Here is a 26,897-nt window from a genome sequence, read left to right on the forward strand (position 1 = left end):
CATGGATCAGTTGGCACTCAAGGCAATCGAGCGCATCGCCGCAGAAAAACGTGCGCCGTATCACCACATCACGGTCGACCGGATCACACCGATCATCGGTGCCGAAATCGGCGGCGTCGATCTTTCGCAACCGCTGGAGGATGATCAGCTCGCGGAAATCCGTCGGGCCTTTCTGGAGAACCACGTGCTGGTGTTCCGCGATCAACATCTGACGGTGGAGGAGCACAAGGCGTTTGGCCGGTTGTTCGGCGAACTGCGGGCGTTGCCGGTGGAAGACATCGACGGCGATGACCCGGAACTGGTGGTGATCCGCGCCAATGCGCAATCGCGCTATGTGGCCGGCGAAACCTGGCACACCGACGGCACCGCTGATCTGGCGCCGTCCATGGGCTCGATGCTGTACGTCAAGGAAACCCCGGCCATCGGCACGGGCGGCGATACGCTGTTCGCCAACATGCATCTGGCGCTGGAAATGCTGTCGCCGACGATGCAGCAGTTTCTCGGCGAACTGACTGCGATTCACGACGGTGCAATTCCGTGGAAGGGCTATGAGGCGCCCGCCAACCTGCCAAAAACCGAACACCCGGTGGTGGTTCGTCACCCGCAAACCGGGCGCAAGTCGTTGTTCGTCAATTCCGGATTCACGTCGCACATCGTGCAATTGTCCGGGGGCGAGAGTCAGTTGCTGCTCAACATGCTGTTCGACCTGGTGGCACGGGAACCGTCCCTCAGCTGCCGCGTTCGCTGGGCGCCGAACACGCTGGTGTTCTGGGACAACCGCTGCACCCAGCACCATGCGATCTGGGATTATTTCCCGCATTCGCGTTATGGCGAGCGGGTGACGATCCTCGGGACGCAGCCCAAGGCCTGATGGTGCTGAAAAACCTGTGGGAGCCAATGGCTCCCACAGGTTCTAGACGCCGCGCCGGATCAGTTGCTCGACGATCAACTCACCGAACGCCAGATTGCCGTGCAGCGGGTCATCCACTTCGCAGAACGCTTCACGCTGAAACCCCAGCTCATCGTTCGCCGCCTCGCGCACGTCGATCAGCTCCACGCCAAGCCCTTGCAGGTGTTCGATCAGCAATGACTGCGCCGCCATGAATACGCGCGGGTCGGACAGCGCCGGCACCCGTTGCGGCGGCAGCACGGCGAACACCTTGAGGTCCAGCGCCAGGGCCTGTTCATAGAAGGCCATTGCGGGTCGGGACAGGGTGTCGATGACGGCCTCGAACAACGGCCCGGCGAGAAAACCGTCGTCGAATTCACCGTGCGCATTCTGGTAGCAGGTCCAGTTCGGCGCAGTGGCGAGGTAGTGCAGGCTCAGGCCGATGGTGCTCACCAGCGGCACGCCGACCTGCGCCAGTTGCGGCACTTCGAGCGTGTCGAGGGCCTGGCGATACAGCCGATCCATTTCGGCATCCCGAAAGACCACGTCATGTCGGGTCAGGCTGAAGAAATCGACCGCGAAATCCCGGCCGGTGCCCAGCGGGCCACCACCGAACGATATTTCGCGAGCCTGCGCCGCCTTGCCGATGACGCCGGCATGGGAGTCGCCCAGCAGCAGAAACCTAGGCGTAGTAATCGAGTACGGCGTCTTCACAGACAAGATCCTCGCTGGACACGCGGGTGGAAGGAGTCGGCGCCTGCACCGATTGGACGGCTTCAAGTCCGGCAAAGAATTGCTGCATCACGAACGCCACGCCCTCTGGCGTGACTTCCCGCTGGTTGGGCTGGTAGAAGGCGCCCTTGAACGGCGTGCCGGTGATGATTTCGTAGGACGGGAAATAGTCGACGTCGGGCAGGTCTTCACACAACTGCCCGGCGACGGCGCGCAGGACCGATTTGGAGTAGGTCGTGGCGCTCAGCACATGTTGCCCGGTGGCCGTTGCCGTGAGGGGCACCGGTGAAACGGTCAGCAGCAGACGCAGTTGCGGGTTGATCGAACGCATCAGCTCCAGTGCCCTGACCATGTCGCCATAGGTGTCCATGAAACCGAAGTTGCAGAACCGGTGGAGTTGCGGATCGAAGGTGCCGCGAACAGTGCCGGGGCACACGGGATATACCAGACCGGTCTGCCGATGTTGCCAGGCTTCGGTCAGGCCGAGAGTAAAGACGAACACTTTGGCCCGGCGCAGCGCTTCGCGGATGGCGTCCAGGGTCGCCTCGCGCGACTCGAACAGGGCCTGCTCGCTGGCAAATCCGTCAGGCTCCACGGCAGGGCGGAACGGGTCGAAGAAACGCCCGTCATGAGCCCAGGTATCTTCGGGCGGAGCGCTTACGCCCAGCGCCCATTCGAGCCATTGGCACAGCATGGCCGGGGTGTAGAGGTTGCCGGTGCGAAAGGAAAACACGCCATAGTTGTGGGCCTTCCAGTCGGCCTCAGGCAACGCTTGCGGGGCGGGTTCCGCGTCCAGCCAGTTCATGCCGCGCGCCACCAGCGCACGGCCGATGTGCTGGGCGAAACAGGAGCCGGCGGTGACGATTGCATCCTTGTTGCCGATCTCGAATTGCGGCGTCCACAGTTGGTCGATGTCCGGCGCGGATTTGTCAGCCACGGCCGTACGCCAGAAGGAGCGGGGGGGCAGATATTGATAGGGATTCACGACGGGAGGCCTCCTTGGCGAGTCGTTGAGCACAAGGCTCAGCGGATTTGATAGTGGTAGATCAGATCGTCGAACCACCGATCACCGATCTGGTAGGCCTGCGGCACACGACGTGCGAACACAAAGCCGCATTTCTCCAACACCTTGCAGGACGCGATATTGCCGTCGGTCACGGTCGATTCCAGCGAGTTCAGCCCGATGGCCTCGGCGTAATCGATGATTGCCTTTCGCGACTCGGTGCCGAAGCCCTTGCCCTGATGCTCCGGCAACAGCAGGCATCCCACTTCGGCATGCCCCGGCGACAGAATGCGAAAACCGGTCACGCCCAGTTCATGCCCGCTGGCCTTGTCGGTCACCACCAGGCACAGCCAGTGCTCCGACTGCGGCCCCCATGCCGGGAGCCGGTGCTCGAAGCCTTGGCGAACCTGTTCCTCGGCAATCTCGCCGAACACGTACTGCATGGTCTGCGGCTCGGAATGCAGCCTGAGAAACAACGGCCAGTCGGACTCGACCATCGTGCGCAGGTCCAGTCGTTGCGTGGTGAGCTCGAGCATCCGCTGCTCCTTGCGAGGGTGGAAAAGGGAGAGGGGTTTTTTACTGGGTGTGGGGGGAAAGATCAATGAGGTGGCGAGTTTTCACTGGTACGCCGTCAGTCGACCTCGCAGAGGTTTTCCGTGAATTCTCCACAAATCAAAGTGCTTGTGTCCTCGCTGTGGATTATGCGCAGGATCGAAAACGATTTGGATTTTTCGGTCTCGATGATGTCACCCACAGCGGCTTGATGATTCAAGGAGATGAATCCAATCAGCTGTTTTTTTTGATTTCGAAGGCAGTAATCATGTTTGTTTATACAAAATTCTTCCGCCGAAGGCCTTGTTTTGAATTTGTGTTTTGTTGATTCGAAGTAGTCCTCATCGCGCTCGGCGTAGAGGAGAGAGCTTTGATAGGCGCCGATTTTTGACTGTCGCGAAATTATTTGTTTGTGAGCCATCAAAAAGGTAACAAGGCCGAAGAAGGCGATTGCAACTGAAAAAATGAAAGCAGGCACTGAATAGTGAAAAATCAAGGAAAATGTGCCAAGTATCGGCGTGCCTAAAGCGATCAATTTGAATATGCCTGCGTAGGTCGTGTTTTCAATATCCCAGACATACTCTCGCCCATCCTCTCCGGAAGCGGTCTTGTAAAAAAAGAAGAGAAGAATGTTGGAAACCAGGCTGACCGAGAAAAAAATTTCCGAGGCGATAAGGGCAGGCTTTGACAGGGCGTCTGTCGTGGCGCTAAACAGTGCCAGGAAAAATGCAAAAGAGATGGCTCCCAGTGCTGAGCACATATGCTGTTGCTGGGCAATGATTGTTCCGTCTTCGTAGCCGGATTTGAATTTGATGAGTGCGAGCTCTCTTGCTGTTTTCCCGTTTATTGTCGGTTCGGTCTTTTGATTGCTGTTCAATTTCAATTCCTTTGTGTGAAAACTTCCGGTAGGTCAAAGCCTGCGGCGACATGTGTGCCTGTCGCAGGACGATAATGTTAATGCGCGCTGCCAGGAATAGTCGACACCGACTTTTCTGTGGCCGCCGATCGACAGATGACAGGCACCAGCGCCTCTGTGGCTAGCACGCTGCAAAGCTGTGACTTTCATGCCCCTGCCTGGTAGCGGTTAAACAACTCGATAAGGCTGTGTGGCGCGTTTTCATCGAAGAACAGTTTCAGATTGTTGTCCGTTTCCTCCGCCGTTTGCCTGCTGCGGGGGAAGAGTTCCTTTTCATACGCAATCAGTGCAGCTTCGATATCGCAGGGGTGGGCAATGATCGATTCTGCGAGCAGTGCTCCGTCGTACATCGCAAGATTGGCACCTTCACCCGCAAACGGAGACATCAGGTGTGTCGGGTCGCCCAGTAGTGTAACGCCAGCTACACGGCTCCATTGAAGGTCGGCAGGGAGGGCGTGGATCGGGCGAAGTAGGGGGCGGGGTATCCGAGTCGGTGATGAATGCGGTCAGTGCGGGTGCCCAATCCTTGAACTCCGCAACGAGGGTGACGATGGCCTTGGCCGGATCGGAGAAATCCAGCCGAGCGAACCAGTCTTCAGGCCTGTTCAGTGCAATGTACGCTTGCAAAGTACCGTTCGCATGACGGTGGGCAAGGATTCCCTAGTTCGGTACAACCGCCATCAAGGTACCTTCACCGATCACTTCAGCACTGAGCGGGTGTCTACGATGAGCGTCGTACAGGAAGGTATCGACAAATGAGAGGCAGGTATACGCCGGTTTCAGATCGGTCAGCAGCGGACGAATCCTTGACCACTCACCGTCGGCGCCCACCAAAAGATCGGTTGTCACGCTTGCACCGTTGGCGAAGTTCAACTCATGCCGACCCTCTCCCAGCGAAGACACCGAGACGACTTTGTGTGCCCAGCGGATGGTATCGGCAGGCAGCGACTCGAGCAGAATTCTGCGCAGTTCACCACGCTCCACCTCGGGACGACCGCCGTTCTGCGGGGTGGGCCAATCCAGCAGGACATTACCGTGCCGGTCGCACACTCGTTTCGCGTCCGCGCCGTCGATGACAATGTCCAGGAACCGTTCAAAAAGGCCAGCCGCCTTGAGTGCAAGTTGTCCGTTGTATTCGTGAATGTCGAGCAAGCCACCTTGTGTCCGCGCATTGGCTGAAGACTCCGCTTCGTAAACCGTCGCGGCGATGCCATGGAGGTGCAGGACTCGAGCGACGGTCAAACCACCGAGCCCTGCGTCGACGATCGCAATGGGAGTATTCATTGTTGACCTTTATGATTTGAGGTGATGTTGAGTATCCAACAATCACGGATCGATGAGCCACTGCTGTCAACACGCACAAGAGTATTGAACCAACTGCACGAATGGAATGGATCCTGCCAAGCCGATGGCGGCGAGGCAGGCGATTCGATAGATCGTGTAGGGCGGGAGTGGGAAGGTGGCACTGCTCTGCTTGGCCTGACAGTCCGCGTAAGGGTGAGACTAAATGCTCAAGCCAACGTCGCGTTATCAATCACAAACCGATACTTCACGTCGCCCTTGAGCATCCGCTCATAAGACTCATTGATCTGATCCGCGCGAATCAGTTCGATGTCCGAAACAATGCCGTGTTCGGCGCAGAAATCCAGCATCTCCTGGGTCTCTGGAATGCCGCCGATCATCGAGCCTGCGATGGTTCGGCGTTTCATGATCAGGTTGAACACGTTTGGCGATGGGTGCGGCGAGGCGGGTGCGCCCACGAGAGTCAGTGCGCCGTCGCGTTTGAGCAGCACCAGGAACGCATCGAGATCGTGAGGGGCGGCGACGGTGTTGAGGATGAAGTCGAAGCTCTTGGTGTGCGCGGCCATTTCTTCCGGATTGCGCGATACCACGACCTCATCGGCGCCCAGGGCTTTCGCCGCTTCGCGCTTGGATTCCGACGTGGTGAACGCCACCACGTGCGCACCCATCGCATGAGCCAGTTTGATGCCCATGTGACCCAGGCCACCGATACCGACCACGCCGATTTTCTTGCCCGGCCCGGCGTTCCACTGACGCAGTGGCGAGTAAGTGGTGATGCCCGCACACAGCAGCGGCGCGACGGCGGCCAGTTGTGCTTCGGGGTGGCGGATGCGCAGCACGTAGCGCTCATGCACCACGATATTTTGCGAGTAGCCGCCGAGGGTCCAGCCGGGGGCGTCCGGAGTCGGAAAGTTGTAGGTGCCGATCATGCCGTCGCAGTAGTTTTCCAGGCCGGTTTCGCAGTCTTCACAGTGTTTGCAGCTGTCGACGATGCAACCGACGCCGACCAGATCGCCGACCTTGTATTCGGATACATGGGCACCGACCGCCGATACGCGGCCGACGATTTCGTGTCCCGGGACGCACGGGAACTGGGTGCCGGCCCACTCGGAGCGCACCTGATGCAGGTCGGAGTGGCAGATGCCGCAGAAGGCGATGTCGATCTGGACGTCATGGGCCGCAGCGGCGCGGCGATTGATCTGGATAGGCTCAAGGGGTTTGTCGCCCGCGTGGGCACCGTAGGCTTGTACAAGCATGGGAGCGTCCTCGATGGATCTGTCGGACTGTCATCTTCCCGCTCTGCGCCAACGGTTTGTTAGTGCATTTCTATCGAATGCTTGCCTGATCCTGTGTGTCAGCGCCGCGCTGAAAGCTGCTGCGGGGCCAGAAACGCATCGTGGAAGTAATTGCGCAAGGCCTGCATCGCGGGGCTGAATTCGCGCTCTCGGTGCCAGGCCAGGCCGACACTCATCGGGGTCACCTTGTCGGTGATGGTCAGGGTCTCGATGCGCTTGCCTTCCAGCGACCAGGGGCGGTGCACCAGGTCCGAGAGAATCGCCACGCCGCTGCCATTGGCGACCATGCTGCGCACGGCCTCTACAGAACTGGTACGCACCCGCACGTTGGGTTGTTGGCGGGCGTTTTCCCAATAGCGCATGGCACTTTGTTCAGCTTCATCCACGGTCAGCAGAATGTAGGGTTCCAGCGCGACATCCGCGAGGCTGACGGCCGACCGCTCACAGAGTGGATGGTGGCTGGGCAGCCACAGACGGCGTTCGGAGTTGAACAGGGTTTCCGAAACGATGTCGGGGTGCGTGAGGTTCGCGGTAAGCACCACCGCCATATCGAATTTTCCTTCCAGCAATCCCTGTTCGATGGCCTGCCGTTCCTGCTCGTGGACTTCGATGGCAACGTCCGGGTGCCAATGTTCCAGCCGTTGCAGATGATGCGGCAGAAAATAGCCGATCACCGTGTAGCTCGCGGCAAGGCGAATCAGGCCACTGGCGCGTATGTCGGGTAGCGGGCTGTTCAGCGCGTCGTCGACGCTGCGCAAAATCACATAGGCGCGGTTCAGAAAGTGTCGACCGGCATCCGTCAGACTCATGCCTTGTGCCGAGCGCTGGAACAGCAACGTGCCGAGCAAACCTTCCAGTTCCTTGATCGCCGTGGTCACCGCCGACTGGGAGATATTCAAATGGATCGCTGCCTGAGATATCTGCCCGATCTCCGCGGTGGCAACGAAGTAGCGAATCTGACGCAAGGTCAACGACATGGATGTTCCTGCTTTTCAGGTATCTGTTTTTCAGAAGATACGCTATCTGTTAATAGATCTTCCCAAGGGGTTGGCGGGAATTTAACGTGGCCTGCATGAAGTCACAAGGGTCAGGAGCAAGGGTTATGCAGGCAGTAGATTTCAACTCGGACATGGGCGAAGGCTTCGGCCCGTGGACCATCGGCGATGGTGTCGACGACGAACTGATGGTGTTCATCAGTTCCGCCAACATCGCCACCGGTTTCCATGCCGGCGACCCCGGCACCATGCGTCGCACCGTCGAGCAGGCCAAGCGCCTGAACGTCGCCATCGGTGCCCACCCGGGGTTCCGGGATCTGGTGGGGTTCGGTCGCCGGCACATCAATGCACCGGCCCAGGAACTGGTCGACGACATCCTTTATCAACTGGGCGCACTGCGTGAACTGGCACGGGTGCAGGGCGTCGCGCTGCAACACATCAAGCCTCACGGCGCGCTCTACATGCATCTGGCCCGGGATGAAGAAGCAGCGCGTCTGCTGGTGGAAAACCTGCAACGCCTGGAACCCGAACTGTTGCTGTATTGCATGCCGGATTCGGTTATCTGGCGTGTCGCCAAAGAGCTCGGCCAACCGGTCGTTCGCGAATTCTATGCAGACCGCGAATACGACTTGAGTGGCTCCATCGTCTTCACCCGCAATGTTCGCGCATACGATCCTGGATTCGTTGCCACCCGTGTGCTGCGCGCTTGCCAGGAGGGCGTGGTGCGTACCGTCGAGGGTGAGGATCTGGCGATCGAGTTCGATTCCATCTGTCTGCACAGCGATACGCCGGGCGCTTTGGCGCTGGTCGAGGCCACCCGTGGTGCGCTCGATGCCGCCGGGATCGAGGTGCGTCGACCTCGCTGAATCACTACGCGACACCCGGCCAACAGACGCCGGGGTTCAATCATTTTTTGCCTGCCTTTCTACAACTATTCCAAGAGGAACAGACATGGCTGAACACACTGTCATCACCCCATTACCCGGGACTTTCTACCGAAAGGCCACACCGGATTCGGCGAATTACGTCGAGGTCGGCGATTCTGTCAGCGCCGACACGGTGATCGGTCTGATCGAAGTCATGAAGCAGTTTTCCGAACTGACCGCCGGGATGGCGGGGCGCCTCAGTGCTTTTCAGGTTGAAGACGGTGATCCGGTGGAGCCGGGTCAGGTCGTCGCTACGCTTGATAGCGAGTGAGGGCGTGAACATGACTCAACCTATTCGTAAATTGCTGGTCGCCAACCGTGGCGAAATTGCCGTGCGGATTATCCGTGCGGCCAAGGCCCTGGGTATTCCAACCGTTGCCGCGTGCAGCGAGGCCGATATCGACTCTCAGGCCGCACGCCTGGCCGATGAAGTGCATCTTCTGGGGCCGGCCCGTGCCGATAAAAGCTATCTGAACATCGAGGCGTTGCTGGGTGCCCTGCGAGCGACGGGCGCCAATGCGGTTCACCCTGGATACGGTTTTCTGTCAGAGAACGCCGGGTTTGCCGAAGCCGTGGTTGCCAGCGGCGCGATTTTCGTCGGGCCGGCCCCGGACACCATCCGGCGCATGGGGGACAAGGCCGAGGCGCGGCGTACTGCCCAGGCGGCAGGTGTTCCCGTGGTGCCGGGTTCGCCAGGCGAGCTGTTTGATGTCGAGTCGGCGCTTCGGGCGGCGGAATCGGTCGGTTACCCGTTGCTGATCAAAGCCTCGGCCGGCGGTGGTGGGCGGGGTATTCGTCTGGCAGAAAATGCCGCGCAATTGAGTGAAGAGTTTCCCCGTTCGCAGCGCGAGGCTCAGGCCGCTTTCGGTAATGGTGCGGTGTATCTGGAGCGTTTTATCGGCAAGGCCCGGCACATCGAAGTACAGGTTCTGGGCGACGGGAAAAACGCCGTGCACTTGTTCGAGCGCGAGTGTTCGCTACAGCGTCGGCGTCAGAAAATCTTTGAAGAAGCACCATCACCGGTACTCGACGCGCAGCAGCGGGAGGCACTCTGCGCCAGCGCCGTACGTTTGACCGAATCCCTCGGCTACAAGGGAGCGGGCACGCTGGAGTACCTGTATGACGATGTCTGCGGCGAGTTCTTTTTTATCGAGATGAACACCCGAATCCAGGTGGAACACCCGGTCACCGAACTGGTCACCGGTATCGATCTGGTACAGGCGATGCTGCGAATTGCCGGTGGTGAACCACTGGGCCTGAAGCAGAGTGACATCCGTCTGAATGGCGCAGCCCTGCAAATGCGCTTGAATGCCGAAGACCCGGACCGGGATTTTTTCCCAAGCCCCGGTCTGGTCGAATCGTTGGTCTGGCCGCAAGGCGAAGGCGTTCGTGTGGACTCGCACCTGTATGAAGGTTATCGGGTGCCACCGTACTATGACTCGCTGTTGGCCAAGCTCATTGTGCATGGGCCGGATCGCTCCACAGCCCTTGCGCGTGCCCGGACAGCGGTGGCGCAAACCTTGCTGACCGGCATGGCCAGCACCTTGTCGCTGCACGCTGAACTGCTGCAACAACCGTGGTTGCAAACTGCCGACTTTCATACCGGGACGCTGGAGAACTGGCTGTCCGCACGCCGCAGCGGAGGTGAAGCATGACTCGTCCGATCCGCTACAGCTTTGGTGCCGATGAGCATCTGTTTGCCGAAGTCAGTGAAAGCATGTCCCTCGAGGCATTTTTCAAGGGCATGGCGGTCACCCGCGCCGTGGAGCGGCTGAAACTCGATGGCGTACTCGATGTGTGTCTGGCCAACGCATCCTTCCAGATCCGCTTCGACCCGGATCGAATTGCGCCGCAGGCCTTGCTCGAAGCGGTGCAGGGCGCCGAGGCTGACGCCGTTGCCGAACGCACATTGCAGACCCGGATCATTGAGATTCCGGTGCTGTACAACGATCCCTGGACCCACGAAACGCTGATGCGTTTTCGCGACCGGCACCAGGACCCGGGCGCCACGGATCTGGAATACGCCGCGCGCATCAATGGCCTGGCGGATGTCGATGCGTTCATTGCAGCTCATAGCGCAGCGCCATGGTTTGTCTCGATGGTGGGGTTCGTCGCCGGTTTGCCCTTCATGTTCCAGATGGTCGAACGCGAACGTCAGTTGCAGGTACCCAAGTATCTGCGTCCACGTACCGACACGCCGAAATTGACACTGGGTCACGGTGGCTGCTTCGGGTGCATCTACTCGGTGCGTGGCGCCGGGGGCTATCAGATGTTCGGTGTCACACCGGCTCCCATCTACGACCCGCAGCAATCGCTGGCGTACCTGAAGGACCATATGGTGTTTTTCCGTCCGGGTGACATCGTGCAGTTCAAGCCAATGGATCGTGCAGCGTATGACCAGGCCGTTGCAGACGTGGAGGCCGGGCATTTCGATTTACGGATCCGGCCGGTGGAGTTTTCACTGGATGCGTTTCTCGCCGATCCGGTCGGCTATCCCGTGTCGCTGCAGGAGGTGTTGGCATGATCAAGGTACTCAAACCCGGTCTCGCCACGTCGGTTCAGGATCTGGGCCGCGAAGGTTACTACCACCTCGGCATCCCGCCGTCCGGCGCGCTCGATCAATATGCGCTGAGAGCGGCCAATCATCTGGTCGGCAACGCGGCGGATTGCGCCGCGCTGGAGTGTACGTTGCTGGGCCCTGAGCTGGCGTTTCAGCAAGACGCACTGGTCGCGGTGTGCGGCGCGCACATGGCGCCTCGACTCGATGGTGTGGAAATGCATCACGCCACCGCGTTCGCGGTGAAGGCCGGCCAGGTTCTGCGTTTCGATTTTCCCAAGGCGGGTGCGCGGGCTTATCTGGCGGTGGCAGGCGGAATCGACGTGCCGCTTGTGTTGGGCAGTCGATCGACTTATGCGCTCGGGGCGTTGGGCGGGTTTGCCGGACGACGCTTGATCGCCGGAGACGAATTGCCGGTGGGTAAAGCCAGCGGCAAGGGGCGTGCCGGGGCCAGTCTGCCCATGGCGCTGCGCCAGTCACTGGGCGGGGAGATCACTCTGCGCGTGGTGCCGGGGCTTTATTACGATCGCCTGACCGACGCGGCAGCGAAGAGCTTTTTCGCCGAGCCGTGGACAGTCGGATCAGAAGCGGACCGCATTGGCTATCGCTTCAAGGGCGGCAGCGCGCTGGACTTCCAGCCGCGAGAGCAACCATTTGGTGCAGGCTCCGATCCGTCGAACATCGTTGACAGCTGCTACCCGATCGGCTCGATTCAGGTACCCGCCGGCCTCGAGCCCATCGTGCTGCATCGCGATGCCGTATCGGGTGGTGGTTACGCCATGATCGGCACCGTCATCAGTGCCGATCTGGATCTGATCGGCCAGATGCAGCCCAACCAGAAGGCTCGCTTTGTAGCGGTCAGCCTCGACGAGGCCCTGGACGCACGGCGCTCCTACAAGAAAAAACTCAGCTGCCTGAGCAAGCTTTTCCCTTCCTGACTCTGCCCGCCGCACCGCGCGGGCTCTGCCATACGCAGGCCAACGCCGCGCTTCGGTGCGGTGAAGGCTGCCCGCGTTTCAACCTTTGACTGGTTCTGGAGTACACGCATATGGCTGCTTTATCGCAATCGAGTCAAACCGGGCAAGATCCGGCCCATCATCCCGTTTCCGCCGAGGCCCGCATGGGCCGACTGTCTCTGACCATGGCCTGGTGGGCCGTATGCAGCGCCATGTTCTACATCGTGGTCGGTGCTTCGTTGGCCTTGTCTTTCGGTGCACGCAATGCGCTGATCGGGATGGTGCTGTCGGTGATCAGTTATGGGCTGGTCAACAGTGTTCTCAGCCGTTTCGCCATGCGCAGCGGATGGTCGGTCGCGTTGTTTTCAAGCGTGTTGTTTGGCCGGACCGGAGCATGCCTGGCCACGCTGATTTTCTTTTCGACGGCGATTTACTACGCCGTGTTCGAAGGATCGGTGATCGCCGTGGCGCTCAATCACTTGTACCCGGAACTGGTCTATCCACTGGCTGCCCTGCTGGTGGTGCTGTACAGCGTGCCGATGATTCTGGGTAGCGTGCAGCACTGGCTGGACAAGCTCAACGGCGTGTTGTTGCCGGTGTACCTGGGCGGTTTGCTGGTGGCGGTCGGGCTGTCGATCAGCCGATATGATTACCAGCCGCAATGGCTCGATTTCGGTCCGGCAACACCTGCGACCTTCGGCTGGTGGGATTGCTTTGTTGCCTACATGGGCGTCTGGATCCTGATGCTGTTCACCTTCGACTACGCCCGTTTCGGCAAGCCGCAGGACGCTCAGTATCATGGGCGCTGGAACTTCGGCATGCCGTTCTATGCCGTGACTTTTCTGCTCAACGGCGCGGCAGGCATCTATCTGGTCAGCAGTATTCCCCATGAAGGTGCGCTGAACGAAGTCTCTGTGGTGATGGCAATTCTGCAGTTGATGGGGCTGTGGGGCCTGCTGTTCGTCTGGGCCACGCAAACCCGGATCAACACCGCCAACTACTATCTGGCGACCCTCAACATGCAGGCATTCTTCGGCCGTTTCGGCGTACGCGGTTCTTATCTGCTGTGGGCATTGGTGGTCGGGGTGATCGTGTACGGCTTGATGCTCGCTGACGTGTTTTCCTACTTGCTCAAGGCATTGGCGTATCAGGGCATTTTTGTGGTCGCCTGGGTCGGTGTGGCATTGGCGCAGATTGTCTATGGCAGCAATGACGCAGGTGCACTTGAACGCAGCCCGGCGTTCAATCCGGTCGGTCTGATGGCATGGTTCGCTGCCACGGCGCTGGGGTTGTTGCTGATGTGGACGGGCGGTGTTCCCGGCAGTTTTTCTGCGCCGGCGACGGTGGTGCTCGCGTTCGGCTTGCAGGCGGGGCTGGCTTATCGGCATCGGTGGGTAGGGCAGAGGGCAAGTTAAGAGGATCGGCGCTGGCCCGCACGACTGCGGGCCAGCGTCGCTAGTCCATATTTATGTGATTCTGATATCAGCGCTATCCAATTAGTGCCATTTATCAATCAATCGTAGAAGGGTAGCTTGCATCTCCATACCGAATTGACGGGAAGGAGAACGCAAATGGCGCGAACTGGCCGCGATGATCGGATTGCCAGGCGCCGAGGTAGAGGCAGCCGATGACCGGCCGAGTCCGTTCACCCTGACCTGCGGCGGTGCGATTACCCGTAATGAGCCGGGCAAGGTCAACATCACCATCACATCAGACGCGGCCTATCAGGGCGCGATTCGAAGGAAGCCATCCCCATGAACAAAACCTTGTTGGGCCTCGCCATGTGCGCGGCCACCCCTTTTGCCAGCGCTGCCGAAGTCGCGGGCGGCGGCAGTGAGCCCTCGAGCACCCAGCAGATCCGTCGTGCGGGGTCCCAGGCTTCATTCGTGGGGCCAGAGGACTATTTCTCCGGGCGGGTGCGGGTCGATCCGCTGTTCAATGATACGGGCGAAATCAACGCGTCCGGCGCTTACGTGACCTTCGAGTCGGGCGCCCGCTCGGCCTGGCACACCCATCCTGCCGGACAGCGGCTGGTAGTGATTTCCGGTGTCGGGCAAACCCAGGAATGGGGCAAGCCTGTGCAGGAGATTCACCCCGGCGATGTGATCGTCTGCCCGCCGGGCGTCAAGCATTGGCACGGCGCCGCACCGAACAGCACCATGACCCATCTGGCGGTGACCGGTTCGGTGAACGGCAAGAATGTGGAGTGGCTGGAGAAAGTCGCCGAAGACCGGCCGCTGCCGCCGACAGCACCGGCAGAAGCAGCCGCCGTCTCAGAAGTGTTGTCCGCGAGGCAGCAGGCGATTGTGCCGATTGGCGCGGCCATGGCCAGCAGCAACATGCCGCGTCTCAACAGCGCTTTGAACGAAGGGCTGGATGCCGGGCTGACCGTCAGCGAGGCAAAGGAAATCCTGGTGCAACTTTATGCCTACGCCGGTTTTCCACGCAGCCTCAATGCGCTCGGCGAGTTGATGAATGTGGTCGAGGCGCGCAAGCAACGGGGCATTCACGATGAGCCCGGGCGCGAACCGGGTCACGCGGTTGTCACGGGCGACGCCTTGCTGGCTGTGGGCAAGGCCAATCAGACCCGTATCGCCGGGGCGCCGGTTCAGGGGCCGTTGTTCGACTTCGCACCGGTCATCAACCAGTTCCTGCAGACGCACCTGTTCGGCGATATTTTCGAACGCGACAACTTGGACTGGCAAAGCCGCGAACTGGCCACGGTTTCAGCCCTGGCCGCTACGCCCGGCGCCGAATCGCAGCTGCGTTCGCATGTCGCGGCCAGCCTGCGGGTGGGCTTGAGCGCAGCACAATTGCGTCAGTTGACGCAGGTGTTGACCCGGCACGGAGAAGTCGAAGCGGCGGCGCGCGCCAGCGAAGCACTGGAAAAACACCTGGCCCAGCCTTGAGCAGCGTCAGCCGCCATAGCGCAACGCATCGCGCAGCAAAGTGAAGGCGGGTGAATTCTGGCGCCGACTGGGGTAGTAGAGGTGATAGCCGGAAAACGGCTCGCACCAGTCGGCGAGCACACGGATCAACCGGCCCTGCGCGACATGCTCCTGCACCAGGTCTTCCGGCATGTAGGCCAGCCCCAGCCCCTGGAGCACGGACTGCAGGCGCATGGCAATGGTGTTGAACACCAGTTGCCCTTCGACTCGCACATTCAGGGCTTGCCCGTCCTTCTCGAACTCCCACAGCAGCAGGCTGCCGTGGGTCGGCATGCGCAGGGTGATGCAGTTGTGTTCCATAAGGTCGGGAGGAATCAGCGGTTTGCGGTGGCGGGCGAAGTAGGCCGGGGAGCCGACGACCGCCATGCGCATGTCCGGTCCGATGCGCATCGCGATCATGTCCTTGGCCACCTGTTCGCCCAGCCGCACACCGGCGTCAAAGCCTTCGGCGACGATATCGGTCAGGCCGTAGTCGACGATGATCTCGACATTCAGGTCGGGGTTGTCGGGCAACAACTGTGCGAGGACGGGTTGCAGAATCGTGATCGCTGAATGTTCGCCAGCGGTAATGCGCAACTTGCCGGCCGGCTTGTCGCGAAACTCGCTGAGCAAAGCCAACTCGTGATCGATCTCCTCGAACCGGGGCGCGATCACGCGCAACAGATGCTCTCCGGCCTGGGTCGGGGAAACACTGCGGGTGGTGCGTGCGAGCAAACGCACGCCCAGACGCTCCTCCAGTTGACGCATCGCCCGGCTCAGGGCCGGTTGCGACATGCCCAGTTTCGCCGCCGCACGGGTGAAGCTGCGCTCTTGCGCTACCGCCGAAAAGATCGCGAGCAGGTCGTAGCTTTCAACGGACATTGATGCGCCCCTGTTATGAACTGCTGGCGATTATGCCATCAGCCATAACAATCAGCCGACCATAAAAGCATGCGGGTTTGTCTGGGGCGGATCGATTTTTTACGCATTCTTTACGGTGGAGGATTTTGTTCGCATCGATACTGGCCGCGTTTTTTTGACCGCACCTGAGCCTTGTATTTCTGAAGGCCCCGGTCAGCGTATTGCCCAAGGATGGCATGCCACTACTTCCCGCCGTTCGAGAGCCGCGACCCTTGAGTAAAAACAACGAAAATTCCCCGTCAAAATCCTCAGGCGCAGCCATGCTGGTTGCGGCTGTCGGTGTGGTTTACGGGGATATCGGCACCAGCCCCCTCTACACCCTCAAAGAAGTCTTTTCCGGCCACTACGGCGTGCAGCTCAACCACGACGGTGTGCTAGGCATTCTGTCGTTGATTTTCTGGTCGCTGATCTGGGTGGTCTCAATCAAGTACGTGCTCTTCATCCTGCGGGCGAACAACCAGGGTGAGGGCGGCATCATGGCGTTGACGGCATTGGCCCGTCGTGCGTCGGCACCTTATCCGCACCTGAGCAAAGTGCTGGTGTTGCTCGGTCTGTTCGGTGCGGCGCTGTTCTACGGCGACAGCATGATTACCCCCGCAATCTCGGTGCTCTCGGCGGTAGAAGGGCTGGAGCTGGCGTTCGACGGCATCGAGCACTGGGTAGTGCCGCTGTCGGTGGTGGTGCTGGTGGCTCTGTTTCTGATCCAGAAACACGGCACGGCGCGGATCGGCATTCTGTTCGGCCCGGTCATGGTGTTGTGGTTCGTGGTGTTGGGCGCGCTCGGGGTCTACGGTATTGTGCAGCGCCCCGAGGTGTTGCAGGCCCTGAACCCGATCTGGGCGGTGCGCTTCTTTACGGCCCATCCGGGCATGGGCGTGGCGATTCTCGGCGCGGTCGTCCTTTCGCTGACCGGTGCGGAAGCGTTGTACGCCGACATGGGCCACTTCGGTCGCAAACCGATTGCCCGTGCCTGGTTCATGCTGGTCCTGCCCGGTCTGGTCCTGAATTATTTTGGCCAGGGTGCGTTGATCCTCGGCAACCCGGAAGCGGTACGCAACCCGTTCTATCTGCTGGCCCCGGAATGGGCGCTGCTGCCGATGGTGGCGCTGTCGACGCTGGCGACGATCATTGCTTCGCAAGCAGTGATTTCCGGTGCGTTCTCCCTGACGCGCCAGGCCATCCAGCTGGGCTACGTCCCGCGCATGTTCATCCAGCACACCTCAAGCCAGGAGCAGGGCCAGATCTACATCGGCACGGTCAACTGGGCGTTGATGGTCGGTGTGGTGCTGCTGGTGATCGGTTTCGAATCCTCCAGCGCCCTGGCTGCCGCGTATGGCGTGGCGGTGACGGGCACCATGTTGATCACTACGCTGCTGTCCGCCGCCGTGGTGTTGTTGCTGTGGAAGACGCCGCGCTGGCTGGCGATCCCGATGCTGTCCGGTTTTCTGTTGGTGGACAGCCTGTACTTCGCGGCCAACGCACCGAAGATCCTGCAGGGCGGTGCGTTCCCGGTGATCGCCGGCATCGGCTTGTTCATCCTGATGACCACCTGGAAGCGCGGACGCAAGATCATCGTCGAGCGGCTGGATGAAACCGCGTTGCCGCTGCCGCTGTTCATCAGCAGCATCCGTGCGCAACCACCTCATCGGGTGCAGGGCACGGCGGTGTTCCTGACGGCGCGGGCCGACGCGGTTCCCCACGCGCTGCTGCACAACCTGTTGCATAACCAGGTACTGCATGAGCAGGTCGTGCTGCTGACCGTGGTATCCGAAGACAGCCCGCGAGTGCCGGTGGACCGTCGCTTCGAAGTCGAGTCCTATGGCGACGGCTTCTTCCGGGTGAACCTGCATTTCGGTTTTACCGAGGAACCGGATGTGCCAATGGCGCTGAGCCTCTGTCACTTGGCCGAACTGGATTTCAGCCCGATGCGCACCACGTACTTCCTGAGTCGTGAAACGGTCATCCCGACCAAACGCATCGGCATGGCCAAGTGGCGCGAGTACCTGTTCGCATTCCTGCTCAAAAATGCCAACAGCAACCTGAAGTACTTCAAGTTGCCGCTGAACAGGGTGATCGAGCTGGGGACGCAGGTCGAAATGTAAGGACGGGGTGCGGCTCAGGGTTGCTCGATGCTCACGGTGACACACAGACCGCTGCGCCCGATGACGTCGGTAAACCCCAGATCAACCTTGAGCCCCGTGCGATCGGCAATCGCCTTGACGATGGACAGACCCAGCCCCGAGCCCGACTCATCGGTGCCCAGGCTGCGGTAGAACGGGTCGAAGACGCGCGCCTGTTCTTCCACGGTAATCCCGGGGCGGTGTCGCTGACTTGCAGGACGATCGCTGCTTGTACCCGCTTGACCGAGAGGTCGATGCGTCCGCCGGGTGGGGTGTAGCGGATGGCGTTGTCCACCAGATTGCGGATCAGGATCAGCAGGTCGGTTTCGTTGATGCTGACCTGCACGTCCTCGCTGCTCTCGACGCCGATATCGATATTCTTGCGGTCCGCCAGCGGCAGCAGGTCTTCCAGAATCCGTCGGTAAATGTGCAGGACTGAAACGCTGGTTGGCGCCGCACTGAAATTTGACTGCGCGGCAGCCAGGCTCAGTAATTGATCGATCAGGTTTCGACTGCGCTCTATGCCTCGGGATAGCGGCAGCAGGCGTTCGCGGGCGGCGGCCGGCATTTCCGTGGCGGCCAGTCGTTCGGCCTGCAGGGACAGGGCGGTCATGGGCGAGCGCAGCTCATGGGCGGCATCGGCGACGAAACGCCGCTGGTTGTCCACGGACTGTGCAACCCGGCCGAGCAGGCGGTTGCTGGCCACCACAAACGGCCGGATCTCGCTCGGCACATGGCTTTCGTCGATCGGGTGCAGGGCTTGTTCGTCACGCTGGTCGATGTCGGCCGAGAGCGTGGCAATCGGGCGGAACATCTTGCGCACCAGATCGCCAACCACCAGCAACAGCACCGGAAACAGAATCAGAAACGGCAACAGGCTGTGCCAGGCGCTTTCGCGGGCCTCCTTGTCGCGCACACCGGTTTCGGGTGCAGGGCTTGTTCGTCACGCTGGTCGATGTCGGCCGAGAGCGTGGCAATCGGGCGGAACATCTTGCGCACCAGATCGCCAACCACCAGCAACAGCACCGGAAACAGAATCAGAAACGGCAACAGGCTGTGCCAGGCGCTTTCGCGGGCCTCCTTGTCGCGCACACCGGTTTCCTGGGCGACGACGATGCGCTCGCCGCAGCGCGGCCATGCCGAGGCTGGTCGGGCCCGCGCCGAAACCGGCGTCCACGGCCAGAAAGTCGGCACCGGTTTCACCCACGGTCGTGGACAGGATCTTGATCACCCAGAAGGACAGCGTCACTTCCGGCACTTTGTTGAGCCAGTCGGCTATGGCGGGCTTCATGGGTGGATAGCCTCTCCTGAGCAGCGCTGAATGTGCGCAGGAGAGTAGGTATCCAGCTGAACCTGAGGGGCAGGCGATTGTTAGCACAGCGGCACGTAAATATCCGTTTGCCACTGCTCCTTCGGGGTCTCGGGACTGATGCTCAAGTACTCGAAAAACAGCGGGTGATCGCGCAGTTCTTCGCCGCTGGCGGGCAGCCAGTCGCGGTAGACCGGGTAGATGGTTTCACCAATGTGATCGGTGGAGCCTGTGTGACGCACCACGGCGCAGCGGCCGGCAGGAATGCCCAGCTCGCGGACGTTGAAGTCATTCGGCGCCACCGCTTCACGGATTTCGCCGCAGATCGCGAAATGAAAATCCTCCGGCGGCGTCGTGTCGGGATTGCCGTAAGGAATCCCGAAGGTGCGGCTTGATGCCACCGGCGACTGCCCGCTCTGTTGGCGCCACTGGATGAAGCGTTGCACGCTTTGATTGACAAGGCCTGGTGGCCCTCGGTGATCGAGTGCAGCGACCTGGATTCCGGGGAAGTCGACGATTCGTACCTGCATGGCAATGCTCCTTGAAAAGTGAGGTATGGCGAAGACCGTGTGCCAGACGCTCCAGTCCGGAGCCTTGCGAAATGCCCCCGGCGAGGTGCCGAAGGCTCGCTTGAATGCCCTTGAAAACGCTTCGGGACTTTCGAACCCGGCGTCGAGCGTAGCTTCCATCACCGAATGGTCGGGCAGGGTGCTCAAGCGGTGCGCGGCACGGCGCAGGCGCATCAGCTGCACATAGCGCGAGACGGGTACGCCGACGTATGCCGTGAACTGCCGGTGAAAGTGGAACTCGGAGAAGTTCGCCACCTGGCTCAGCGCTTTCACCGACAGGTCCCCTTCTAGGTTGGCGTCGATGTAGGCGAGTACGACGGTGAAGCGCTTTGCGTAGGCAGTTTGCGTCGGTGCGTCTGGCACGGCGTGAAGCTCCTGGAGTAACGGTCGGTCCCTAGAATCGTCGAAAGCGGCGTACAGATACCTAGCCGGACTTGCTCAGGGATAGACCTCTTCAGGCATTACATCCGATCGACCCTGCACGAATCAATCGCGCGCCTGGGCGACGATTGCAAAGTTGCCGGGGGCTTTCTCCAGTAATCCAAGGAATCTCACCAGATCCACCGTGCTGCCATCGACTTTCAAGTCTTTTGAGGTGAGGGCATCCTTGAACCCCGCCGTGCCGCCCAGCAGTTGCACGAACAGGTCTTTGGTGACAGTCAGCGTTGCGTTGGCATTTGTTGCTGACGGGCCTTTTCGGTAGTGCAGTACGGCGTTCTCGATCCACAGCACAAAGGACTCGCGGGTGTCGGTCAGCACCAGATTGAAGGTCCAGTTCTTGCCGTCGGCGGCCGGGCCGTCGAGACTCGCGGCCATGGCTTCGAGGAAGCGTTCGGTCGGCGTCTGTTTCATCAGCTCGATCAGATCCGAACGCCTCACGCCTTTGGCCGGCGGGCCGTTGCGCAGTTCCTGGGCGGCGGTCAGGTAGCTGTTGCGCCATGTCGCGGATTCAGACTGGTAGCCCAGCTGTTCATAGGTCTGGGCCAGCAGTGCCTTGGCGGCCTTGTCATCGGGTTTATCGAGGACCGCTTGATCCAACAGCTCGGCGACCCAGCGGTATTCGCCTTTGTCATAGGCCACGCGCGCGGCTTCGACCACTTTGGCGTTGCCGCCCATCAGTTCGACGTAGCGCCTGGCGGACTCTTTGGGCACCAGCGGATTCAAGTGCGCCGGGTTGCCATCGTAAGCGCCCAGGTACATCTGATAGATCGCTTTGACGTTGTGTCGTACATCGCCGTAATAACCACGGGTGCCGAAGTACGACGCCAGTGAGTCGGGCAACTGGATTTTGTCGGCGATCTCGTTGGGCGTGTAGCCGGCATTCATCAGTCGCACGGTCTGGTCGTGCATGTATTTGTAGACGTCGCGGTGCTTGGTGATGAATTCGCGGATGCGCTCATTGCCCCAGATTGGCCAGTTGTGCTGGCCGAAATAGACCTCGGTGTCGCCCAGTTCATCGAGGGCGATCTGGGCGTAATCGGACCAGAGCAACGCGTCGCGCACCTTGGCGCCGCGGATCGGCAGCAGATTGTGCATGGTCTGCGCCAGCAGCTCGGCGCCGCCGTAGGCCTTGCGTTCGGGGATGGAAAAGGTCAGCTCGGCCGGAGCCTCAGCCCCCGGAATGTTGTGGAACACGAAGGTCACGCCGTCGATCATCAGCGTTTGCGTCGACTGATCGATGATCTGCGTGGGCGGCAGAATGCCGATGCTGCCGTAGGCGACGTTTTTGCCCAGTCCGGTATCCACCATGCCGGTTGCGCCCGGCGCCAGATTCTTGCCGAACTGATACATCGAACGACGTGACATCGCAGGTCCCGCCAACACGTTTTCGCTGGTGGCTTCCTCCATGAAACCGACAGGGGCTACCACGGGAATCTTGCGCTCGGCCACTTCCGCGACCGAGGTAATGCCCAGCACGCCGCCGAAGTGGTCGGCATGGTCGTGGGTGAAGATGATGGCGGTCACGGGTTTGTCGCCCAGTTGTGCGCGGGCGAATGCCAAGGCAGCGGCGGCAGTTTCTTTCGAGGTCAGCGGATCGACCACGATCCACCCGGTCTGGCCTTCGATCAGCGTCATGTTGGCGATGTCGAAGCCGCGCAACTGGTAGATGCCGTCGGTGACTTTGAACAGACCGATCTGGGCGTTGAGCATTGCGTGGCGCCACAGGCTCGGATTGACCGTGGCGGGGGCCTTGCCTTCGACGAATCTGAACGCATCGAAATCGATCAGCACCGAGCCGTCGGAACCGAGGATCTGTCCGCTCGGCCGGGCGATAAAACCGCGCTGGGCGTCGGCCATGTCGCGGGTGTCGTTGAGGTCCAGGCCCTTGATTGATGCTTCTATCACCGCAGCCGTGGCAGGCGTCGCTTCGCCGCTGGCAACGCTTGGCGGTTTGTCGCAGCCGGCGAGGGAAATCAGCGTCAGGGCGATCAGGGTGTGGAGGGTCGGTCTCATTCTTGTTGTTCTCCGATGGACGATTCATCAGAGAGTAGGGAGGCTGGCGCGATGTATCCAATGCATTGTTTATATCCAGACAATGCGTAGCTAGCATCGGCCAGATGGATCTTAAACGACTGACACATCTGCTGGCCCTTGCCGATGAACGCCATTTCGGCCGCGCCGCCGAACGTGTGCACCTCAGCCAGCCGGCCCTGAGCCGCAGTATTCAGGCGCTCGAAAGCGAGACCGGCCAACGCCTGTTCGATCGGGACGGCGGTGACGTGCGCCCGACGCCGGCAGGGGAGTTTCTGATCGAGCGGGCGCGACGGCTGCTGTTCGATGCACGTTCGCTGGAGCGTGATCTGGCGCTTTACGGCGATGGCCGGCTCGGCAACCTCGCGTTCGGCGTCGGGCCGTTTCCGGCGGCCATGTTGATGCATCAGGTCGTGCCGCGATTGCGCCGGGAATATCCGCAAGTCACTCTGCGGGTAGAGATCAACAACTGGCAGATACTCGAAGCACGGCTGCGAGATGAAGCGATCGAATTCTTCGTCGCGGACATTCGCAATTTCTCGGCCGACACCGATCTGCTGATCCGCTCACTGGGTCAGGCCTCGGCGGGTTTTTTCGTCCGGCCACAACATCCGCTGGCCGGCCATCGGGTGACGATGAGAGACCTGGAGACTTACGGCATCGCAACGACGCGCCTGCCGGCCGTGGTGAAGGAAGAGACTGCGCATACCCTGGGCATTTCCACGCGCCAGGCCTTGCCGCTTGCACTGGAGTGCGACGATGTGGCGTTGCTCAGGACGGTGGCCTGTTCGACCGATACCATCCTCGGCGTGATTCACGGCGCCGTGGCTGAAGACCTGCGCATCGGTAACCTGATCGAACTGCAGGTCGTGGACAGACCCGGGCTGCATTCCGAAATCGGCGTCGTCAGCCTGCCCAACAGAAGCCAGTCACCGACCGCCCGCTGTGTGATCGACGCCATTGTCACCGAGATGACGCAACGCAACGTCTCGACTTGATCGGCGCTCCGGTCGGCGGCCGAAACGCCAAAGCACAAGACTTCCCGCTCAAAAACCGGATAATGGCGGCCATTCTGTTCAGCTCGCTATTCTGGTAGTCCCCCATGGAAATCAAGGTCAACTTTCTCGACAACCTTCGACTTGAAGCCAAGTTCGACGACTTCACGGTGGTGGCCGACCAACCGATCCGCTACAAGGGCGATGGCTCGGCACCGGGTCCGTTCGACTACTTCCTGGCTTCGTCGGCGCTGTGTGCGGCGTACTTCGTGAAGCTGTATTGCGAAACCCGCAATATCCCGACCGATAACATCCGCCTGTCGCAGAACAATATTGTTGACCCGGAGAACCGCTACAACCAGATCTTCAAGATTCAGGTCGAGTTGCCGGCGGACATCTCCGACAAGGACCGCCAGGGCATCCTGCGTTCCATCGACCGCTGCACGGTAAAGAAAGTCGTGCAGGCCGGCCCCGAGTTCGTCATCGAAGAAGTCGAAAACCTCGACGCCGACGCCCAGGCATTGCTGATGCCGGGTGCGAACTCCAGCGCCAGCACCTACATTCCGGGCAAGGACCTGCCGCTGGAGCAGACCATCGCCAACATGTCGGGCATTCTCGCCGACCTCGGCATGAAGATCGAAATCGCTTCGTGGCGCAACATCGTGCCCAACGTGTGGTCGCTGCACATTCGCGACGCGCACTCGCCGATGTGCTTCACCAACGGCAAGGGCTCGACCAAGGAAGGTGCGTTGGCGTCGGCACTGGGCGAATTCATCGAGCGCCTGAACTGCAACTTCTTCTACAACGATCAGTTCTGGGGTCTGGACCTGGCCAATGCGCCGTTCGTGCACTACCCGGACGAGCGCTGGTTCAAGCCGGGCAGCAATGACGAGTTGCCGAGCGAAATCCTCGACCCGTACTGCCTGAAGATCTACAACCGCGACGGCGAGCTGCGCGGCTCGCACCTGATCGACACCAACTCGGGCAATGAACAGCGCGGCATCGTTTCGCTGCCGTTCGTTCGTCAATCGGATGGCGAGGTGGTGTACTTCCCGTCGAACCTGATCGAAAACCTGTACCTGAGCAACGGCATGAGCGCCGGCAACACCTTGGCCGAAGCCCAGGTGCAGTGCCTGTCGGAAATCTTCGAGCGTGCGGTGAAGCGCGAAATCATCGAAGGCGAATTCGCATTGCCGGACGTACCGCAGGAAGTGTTGGCGAAATACCCGGCCATCATGGCCGGTATTCAGGGCCTGGAAGCCCAGGGCTTCCCGGTGCTGGTGAAGGATGCGTCGCTGGGTGGGGAGTTCCCGGTGATGTGCGTCACGCTGATGAACCCGCGTACGGGCGGTGTGTTCGCTTCGTTCGGCGCGCACCCGAGCTTCGAAGTGGCGCTGGAGCGCAGCCTGACTGAACTGCTGCAGGGCCGCAGTTTCGAAGGTCTTAACGACCTGCCGCAGCCGACCTTTGAGGGGCAGGCGGTCACCGAACCGAACAACTTCGTCGAGCACTTCATCGACTCCAGCGGTGTGGTGTCGTGGCGCTTCTTCAGCGCCCAGGCGGAATACGAGTTCGTGGAGTGGGATTTCACCGGCCATGGTGAAAACTCCAATGTCGAAGAAGCCGAAACCCTGTTCGCCATCCTCAAGGGCATGGGCAAGGAAGTGTACATGGCGGTGTACGAGCATATCGGCGCCACCGCTTGCCGCATCCTGGTGCCGGATTACTCGGAAATCTACCCGGTGGACGACCTGATCTGGGATAACACCAACAAGGCGCTGTTCTTCCGTGAAGACATCCTGAACCTGCATCGCTTGAACGAAGACGAACTCCAGTCGCTGGTCGAGCGCCTGGTGGAAAGCGAACTGGACGATTACACCGATATCACCACGCTGATCGGCATCGAATTCGATGACAACACCGTGTGGGGGCAACTGACGATTCTGGAACTGAAGCTGCTGATCTGGCTCGCCTTGGGACAAATCGAGGAGGCTAAAGAAGCGGTGGAGATGTTCCTTCAGTACAACGACAACACCGTTGAACGTGGTCTGTTTTATCAGGCGGTCAACGGGGTGCTGGAGATGCAACTGGACGAAGACCTGGAGCTGGCGGATTACGAAGCCAACTTCCGCCGCATGTTCGGCAACGAACGGATGGACGCGGCGATCGGTTCCGTTGACGGCAGCGTGCGCTTCTACGGTTTGACGCCGACCAGCGTGAAACTGGAAGGCCTCGATCGCCATCTGCGACTGATCGACAGCTACAAGAAACTGCACGCGGCCCGGGCCAGCGTGAAGACTTCGTAGCGCTGACAGCGGCGACAAAAAAAAGCACCTTCGGGTGCTTTTTTGTTTTTAAGATGGGCGCCTGCCAGAAGGAGCTTTGCAATGGATCTGAAGTTCAGTCACGTCGATGTACTGGTCAACAACCTCGAAGAGGCCTGCGCCTACTATGCGCAGATCCTGAAAGCCAGAATCTCCAGAACCCTCGTCTGGGAGCGGGGTGGCCTGCATGTTCGCTACGCGGTTGCGTTGATCGGTCAGGAGCGCTTCATGCTGGTCCAGCCGTTGGCGGGCAACCTCAGGGAACTGCTGGACTCGTCGGGGGAGGGGATGATCTATCGCCACTGCTATTCGACACCGGACATCGAGAAGGCCTACGACGAACTGGTGGTCGCCGGCGTGCAGCCCGAAGACGAAAACGGCCAGCCACTGGAACGCGCCAACCTGCAATCACCGTCTGGCACACGCATCATCTGGCTGCCCAAGCGCTTCGGGCATTTCTCCATCGAGATTCTCGAAGAGCAGGCGCTGGAGGCGTTCATCGCGTCTGCGTTTACGTGAGCTTTTTAATGGGGCCCCTTTGGGGGGCTTGGAATCGGCCAACACGCCCTCATAACAATGGCTACCTCCAACATCCCTGAGGGGAAGGACAGACCATGACCAGCCAGACCGAAACTGCCATCCTCGCCGGTGGCTGCTTCTGGGGCATGCAAGACTTGCTGCGACGCTACCCCGGGGTGCTGAAAACCCGTGTCGGTTATAGCGGTGGCGATGTACCGAATGCCACCTACCGCAACCATGGCAATCACGCTGAAGCCATCGAGATCGTTTTCGACCCGGCCGTGATCAGCTATCGGCAGATCCTCGAGTTCTTCTTCCAGATACACGACCCGACCACGCCCAACCGTCAGGGCAACGACCTGGGCCCCAGTTACCGTTCGGCGATCTATTACCTCAGCGAACAACAACGCGACATTGCCGAGGACACCGCCGCTGACGTCGACGCTTCGCGCCTTTGGCCAGGCCGGGTAGTCACCGAAATCGAACCGGCGGGGCCATTCTGGGAAGCGGAGCCGGAACACCAGGATTACCTGGAGCGCATTCCGAATGGTTACACCTGTCACTTCATCCGTCCGAACTGGAAGCTGCCAAAGCGCGGCTGAGATGTAGCTGCGCCAT

The 26,897-nt window shown here is 60.4% G+C and carries 25 protein-coding genes and 3 pseudogenes; 14 read left to right on the forward strand and 14 right to left on the reverse strand.

The window, feature by feature from the left end; all coding sequences use genetic code 11:
• Position 1 precedes the first annotated feature (1 nt).
• On the forward strand, positions 2 to 871 hold the full coding sequence (locus C6Y56_RS11515; protein WP_169429965.1) for a TauD/TfdA dioxygenase family protein: 870 nt from the start codon (positions 2 to 4) through the stop codon (positions 869 to 871).
• Between the two features lie 42 nt (positions 872 to 913).
• Here C6Y56_RS11515 and C6Y56_RS11520 read toward each other — a convergent pair whose 3' ends face one another.
• From C6Y56_RS11520 to C6Y56_RS11550, 8 genes are all read right to left on the reverse strand, one after another.
• Positions 914 to 1,603 carry a hypothetical protein gene (locus C6Y56_RS11520; RefSeq protein ID WP_169429966.1) on the reverse strand — a complete coding sequence of 230 codons (690 nt, stop codon included), beginning with the start codon at positions 1,601 to 1,603 and terminating at the stop codon, positions 914 to 916.
• Positions 1,572 to 2,558: a GSCFA domain-containing protein gene (locus C6Y56_RS11525; protein ID WP_249314396.1), complete on the reverse strand. Its 987-nt coding sequence runs from the start codon at positions 2,556 to 2,558 to the stop codon at positions 1,572 to 1,574. Before C6Y56_RS11525 ends, C6Y56_RS11520 begins: the two co-directional genes overlap by 32 nt.
• 86 nt (positions 2,559 to 2,644) lie before the next feature.
• Positions 2,645 to 3,160, reverse strand: coding sequence for a GNAT family N-acetyltransferase (locus C6Y56_RS11530; RefSeq protein ID WP_169429968.1), 516 nt, complete (start codon positions 3,158 to 3,160; stop codon positions 2,645 to 2,647).
• A gap of 95 nt (positions 3,161 to 3,255) precedes the next feature.
• Positions 3,256 to 4,053, reverse strand: coding sequence for a hypothetical protein (locus tag C6Y56_RS11535; RefSeq protein ID WP_169429969.1), 798 nt, complete (start codon positions 4,051 to 4,053; stop codon positions 3,256 to 3,258).
• A gap of 185 nt (positions 4,054 to 4,238) precedes the next feature.
• Positions 4,239 to 4,478 carry an FAD-dependent oxidoreductase gene (locus tag C6Y56_RS29155; protein ID WP_249314398.1) on the reverse strand — a complete coding sequence of 80 codons (240 nt, stop codon included), beginning with the start codon at positions 4,476 to 4,478 and terminating at the stop codon, positions 4,239 to 4,241.
• Positions 4,479 to 4,752: 274 nt separating this feature from the next.
• The gene (locus C6Y56_RS29160; protein ID WP_249314400.1) at positions 4,753 to 5,376 is read right to left on the reverse strand and encodes an FAD-dependent oxidoreductase; all 624 of its coding nucleotides are present in this window, start codon (positions 5,374 to 5,376) and stop codon (positions 4,753 to 4,755) included.
• A gap of 227 nt (positions 5,377 to 5,603) precedes the next feature.
• The gene (locus C6Y56_RS11545; protein ID WP_169429970.1) at positions 5,604 to 6,650 is read right to left on the reverse strand and encodes an NAD(P)-dependent alcohol dehydrogenase; all 1,047 of its coding nucleotides are present in this window, start codon (positions 6,648 to 6,650) and stop codon (positions 5,604 to 5,606) included.
• Positions 6,651 to 6,748: 98 nt separating this feature from the next.
• A complete protein-coding gene (locus C6Y56_RS11550; RefSeq protein WP_169429971.1) occupies positions 6,749 to 7,666 on the reverse strand; it encodes a LysR family transcriptional regulator in 918 nt (305 codons plus the stop codon).
• A 125-nt stretch (positions 7,667 to 7,791) separates the two neighbouring features.
• On the opposite strand from C6Y56_RS11550, the gene C6Y56_RS11555 reads away from it, so the two are divergent.
• The 8 genes and pseudogenes from C6Y56_RS11555 (at position 7,792) to C6Y56_RS11590 (ending at position 15,032) form a co-directional block, all read left to right on the forward strand.
• Positions 7,792 to 8,550, forward strand: a complete 759-nt coding sequence (locus C6Y56_RS11555) for a 5-oxoprolinase subunit PxpA (RefSeq protein ID WP_169429972.1) — start codon at positions 7,792 to 7,794, stop codon at positions 8,548 to 8,550.
• A gap of 85 nt (positions 8,551 to 8,635) precedes the next feature.
• Positions 8,636 to 8,881, forward strand: a complete 246-nt coding sequence (locus C6Y56_RS11560; RefSeq protein ID WP_169429973.1) for an acetyl-CoA carboxylase — start codon at positions 8,636 to 8,638, stop codon at positions 8,879 to 8,881.
• A 10-nt stretch (positions 8,882 to 8,891) separates the two neighbouring features.
• Positions 8,892 to 10,265, forward strand: coding sequence for an acetyl-CoA carboxylase biotin carboxylase subunit (locus C6Y56_RS11565; protein WP_169429974.1), 1,374 nt, complete (start codon positions 8,892 to 8,894; stop codon positions 10,263 to 10,265).
• The gene (locus C6Y56_RS11570) at positions 10,262 to 11,134 is read left to right on the forward strand and encodes a 5-oxoprolinase subunit B family protein (RefSeq protein ID WP_169429975.1); all 873 of its coding nucleotides are present in this window, start codon (positions 10,262 to 10,264) and stop codon (positions 11,132 to 11,134) included. The genes C6Y56_RS11565 and C6Y56_RS11570 overlap by 4 nt, the downstream gene beginning before the upstream one ends.
• Complete coding sequence (locus C6Y56_RS11575) at positions 11,131 to 12,105, forward strand: biotin-dependent carboxyltransferase family protein (RefSeq protein WP_169429976.1); 975 nt, start codon at positions 11,131 to 11,133, stop codon at positions 12,103 to 12,105. Before C6Y56_RS11570 ends, C6Y56_RS11575 begins: the two co-directional genes overlap by 4 nt.
• Positions 12,106 to 12,287: 182 nt before the next feature.
• On the forward strand, positions 12,288 to 13,538 hold the full coding sequence (locus C6Y56_RS11580) for a purine-cytosine permease family protein (RefSeq protein WP_249314402.1): 1,251 nt from the start codon (positions 12,288 to 12,290) through the stop codon (positions 13,536 to 13,538).
• A gap of 175 nt (positions 13,539 to 13,713) precedes the next feature.
• Positions 13,714 to 13,824, forward strand: a pseudogene (locus tag C6Y56_RS11585) (alpha/beta hydrolase); the annotation flags it as partial.
• A 53-nt stretch (positions 13,825 to 13,877) separates the two neighbouring features.
• Positions 13,878 to 15,032: a (R)-mandelonitrile lyase gene (locus C6Y56_RS11590; RefSeq protein WP_169429978.1), complete on the forward strand. Its 1,155-nt coding sequence runs from the start codon at positions 13,878 to 13,880 to the stop codon at positions 15,030 to 15,032.
• Positions 15,033 to 15,038: 6 nt separating this feature from the next.
• Here the strand turns inward: C6Y56_RS11590 and C6Y56_RS11595 are convergent, their stop codons facing one another.
• Entirely contained in the window at positions 15,039 to 15,932 is an 894-nt protein-coding gene (locus C6Y56_RS11595) for a LysR family transcriptional regulator (protein ID WP_169429979.1), read from the reverse strand.
• 215 nt (positions 15,933 to 16,147) lie between these two features.
• Between C6Y56_RS11595 and C6Y56_RS11600 the strand changes: the two genes are divergently transcribed.
• On the forward strand, positions 16,148 to 18,073 hold the full coding sequence (locus C6Y56_RS11600) for a potassium transporter Kup (RefSeq protein ID WP_432760321.1): 1,926 nt from the start codon (positions 16,148 to 16,150) through the stop codon (positions 18,071 to 18,073).
• A gap of 14 nt (positions 18,074 to 18,087) precedes the next feature.
• Here the strand turns inward: C6Y56_RS11600 and C6Y56_RS11605 are convergent.
• From C6Y56_RS11605 to C6Y56_RS11625, 5 genes and pseudogenes are all read right to left on the reverse strand, one after another.
• Positions 18,088 to 18,905: pseudogene (locus tag C6Y56_RS11605) on the reverse strand (ATP-binding protein).
• A gap of 47 nt (positions 18,906 to 18,952) precedes the next feature.
• Positions 18,953 to 19,285 (reverse strand): hypothetical protein, encoded by a 333-nt coding sequence (locus C6Y56_RS11610; protein ID WP_169428211.1) that lies wholly within the window; start codon positions 19,283 to 19,285, stop codon positions 18,953 to 18,955.
• Positions 19,218 to 19,382, reverse strand: a pseudogene (locus C6Y56_RS29445) (hypothetical protein); the annotation flags it as partial. The pseudogene C6Y56_RS29445 and the gene C6Y56_RS11610, both read right to left, overlap by 68 nt.
• 80 nt (positions 19,383 to 19,462) lie before the next feature.
• Positions 19,463 to 20,332 (reverse strand): AraC family transcriptional regulator, encoded by an 870-nt coding sequence (locus C6Y56_RS11620; protein ID WP_169429981.1) that lies wholly within the window; start codon positions 20,330 to 20,332, stop codon positions 19,463 to 19,465.
• Positions 20,333 to 20,455: 123 nt separating this feature from the next.
• Positions 20,456 to 22,423: an alkyl/aryl-sulfatase gene (locus tag C6Y56_RS11625; RefSeq protein WP_169429982.1), complete on the reverse strand. Its 1,968-nt coding sequence runs from the start codon at positions 22,421 to 22,423 to the stop codon at positions 20,456 to 20,458.
• Positions 22,424 to 22,527: 104 nt separating this feature from the next.
• On the opposite strand from C6Y56_RS11625, the gene C6Y56_RS11630 reads away from it, so the two are divergent.
• The 4 genes from C6Y56_RS11630 to msrA all read left to right on the forward strand — a co-directional run bounded on the left by C6Y56_RS11630 (position 22,528) and on the right by msrA (position 26,881).
• The gene (locus C6Y56_RS11630) at positions 22,528 to 23,439 is read left to right on the forward strand and encodes a LysR family transcriptional regulator (protein ID WP_169429983.1); all 912 of its coding nucleotides are present in this window, start codon (positions 22,528 to 22,530) and stop codon (positions 23,437 to 23,439) included.
• 104 nt (positions 23,440 to 23,543) lie between these two features.
• Positions 23,544 to 25,742, forward strand: coding sequence for an OsmC domain/YcaO domain-containing protein (locus tag C6Y56_RS11635; RefSeq protein ID WP_169429984.1), 2,199 nt, complete (start codon positions 23,544 to 23,546; stop codon positions 25,740 to 25,742).
• 81 nt (positions 25,743 to 25,823) lie between these two features.
• A complete protein-coding gene (locus C6Y56_RS11640; protein ID WP_169429985.1) occupies positions 25,824 to 26,279 on the forward strand; it encodes a VOC family protein in 456 nt (151 codons plus the stop codon).
• A 95-nt stretch (positions 26,280 to 26,374) separates the two neighbouring features.
• Complete coding sequence (gene msrA / locus C6Y56_RS11645) at positions 26,375 to 26,881, forward strand: peptide-methionine (S)-S-oxide reductase MsrA (protein WP_169429986.1); 507 nt, start codon at positions 26,375 to 26,377, stop codon at positions 26,879 to 26,881.
• The last annotated feature ends 16 nt before the right edge of the window (positions 26,882 to 26,897 follow it).

It is taken from the genome of Pseudomonas fluorescens (assembly GCF_012974785.1).
Taxonomy (GTDB): Bacteria; Pseudomonadota; Gammaproteobacteria; order Pseudomonadales; family Pseudomonadaceae; genus Aquipseudomonas; species Aquipseudomonas fluorescens_BT.

Excerpts from the sequence above, each read along its gene's own strand:
- C6Y56_RS11515 (WP_169429965.1), top strand. The coding sequence starts at position 2 with ATGGATCAGTTGGCACTCAAGGCAATCGAGCGCATCGCCGCAGAAAAA.
- C6Y56_RS11530 (WP_169429968.1), bottom strand. The coding sequence starts at position 3,160 with ATGCTCGAGCTCACCACGCAACGACTGGACCTGCGCACGATGGTCGAG.
- C6Y56_RS29155 (WP_249314398.1), bottom strand. The coding sequence starts at position 4,478 with ATGTCTCCGTTTGCGGGTGAAGGTGCCAATCTTGCGATGTACGACGGA.
- C6Y56_RS29160 (WP_249314400.1), bottom strand. The coding sequence starts at position 5,376 with ATGAATACTCCCATTGCGATCGTCGACGCAGGGCTCGGTGGTTTGACC.
- C6Y56_RS11545 (WP_169429970.1), bottom strand. The coding sequence starts at position 6,650 with ATGCTTGTACAAGCCTACGGTGCCCACGCGGGCGACAAACCCCTTGAG.
- C6Y56_RS11550 (WP_169429971.1), bottom strand. The coding sequence starts at position 7,666 with ATGTCGTTGACCTTGCGTCAGATTCGCTACTTCGTTGCCACCGCGGAG.
- C6Y56_RS11555 (WP_169429972.1), top strand. The coding sequence starts at position 7,792 with ATGCAGGCAGTAGATTTCAACTCGGACATGGGCGAAGGCTTCGGCCCG.
- C6Y56_RS11560 (WP_169429973.1), top strand. The coding sequence starts at position 8,636 with ATGGCTGAACACACTGTCATCACCCCATTACCCGGGACTTTCTACCGA.
- C6Y56_RS11565 (WP_169429974.1), top strand. The coding sequence starts at position 8,892 with ATGACTCAACCTATTCGTAAATTGCTGGTCGCCAACCGTGGCGAAATT.
- C6Y56_RS11570 (WP_169429975.1), top strand. The coding sequence starts at position 10,262 with ATGACTCGTCCGATCCGCTACAGCTTTGGTGCCGATGAGCATCTGTTT.
- C6Y56_RS11575 (WP_169429976.1), top strand. The coding sequence starts at position 11,131 with ATGATCAAGGTACTCAAACCCGGTCTCGCCACGTCGGTTCAGGATCTG.
- C6Y56_RS11580 (WP_249314402.1), top strand. The coding sequence starts at position 12,288 with ATGGGCCGACTGTCTCTGACCATGGCCTGGTGGGCCGTATGCAGCGCC.
- C6Y56_RS11590 (WP_169429978.1), top strand. The coding sequence starts at position 13,878 with ATGAACAAAACCTTGTTGGGCCTCGCCATGTGCGCGGCCACCCCTTTT.
- C6Y56_RS11595 (WP_169429979.1), bottom strand. The coding sequence starts at position 15,932 with ATGTCCGTTGAAAGCTACGACCTGCTCGCGATCTTTTCGGCGGTAGCG.
- C6Y56_RS11600 (WP_432760321.1), top strand. The coding sequence starts at position 16,148 with ATGCCACTACTTCCCGCCGTTCGAGAGCCGCGACCCTTGAGTAAAAAC.
- C6Y56_RS11625 (WP_169429982.1), bottom strand. The coding sequence starts at position 22,423 with ATGAGACCGACCCTCCACACCCTGATCGCCCTGACGCTGATTTCCCTC.
- C6Y56_RS11630 (WP_169429983.1), top strand. The coding sequence starts at position 22,528 with ATGGATCTTAAACGACTGACACATCTGCTGGCCCTTGCCGATGAACGC.
- C6Y56_RS11635 (WP_169429984.1), top strand. The coding sequence starts at position 23,544 with ATGGAAATCAAGGTCAACTTTCTCGACAACCTTCGACTTGAAGCCAAG.
- C6Y56_RS11640 (WP_169429985.1), top strand. The coding sequence starts at position 25,824 with ATGGATCTGAAGTTCAGTCACGTCGATGTACTGGTCAACAACCTCGAA.
- msrA (WP_169429986.1), top strand. The coding sequence starts at position 26,375 with ATGACCAGCCAGACCGAAACTGCCATCCTCGCCGGTGGCTGCTTCTGG.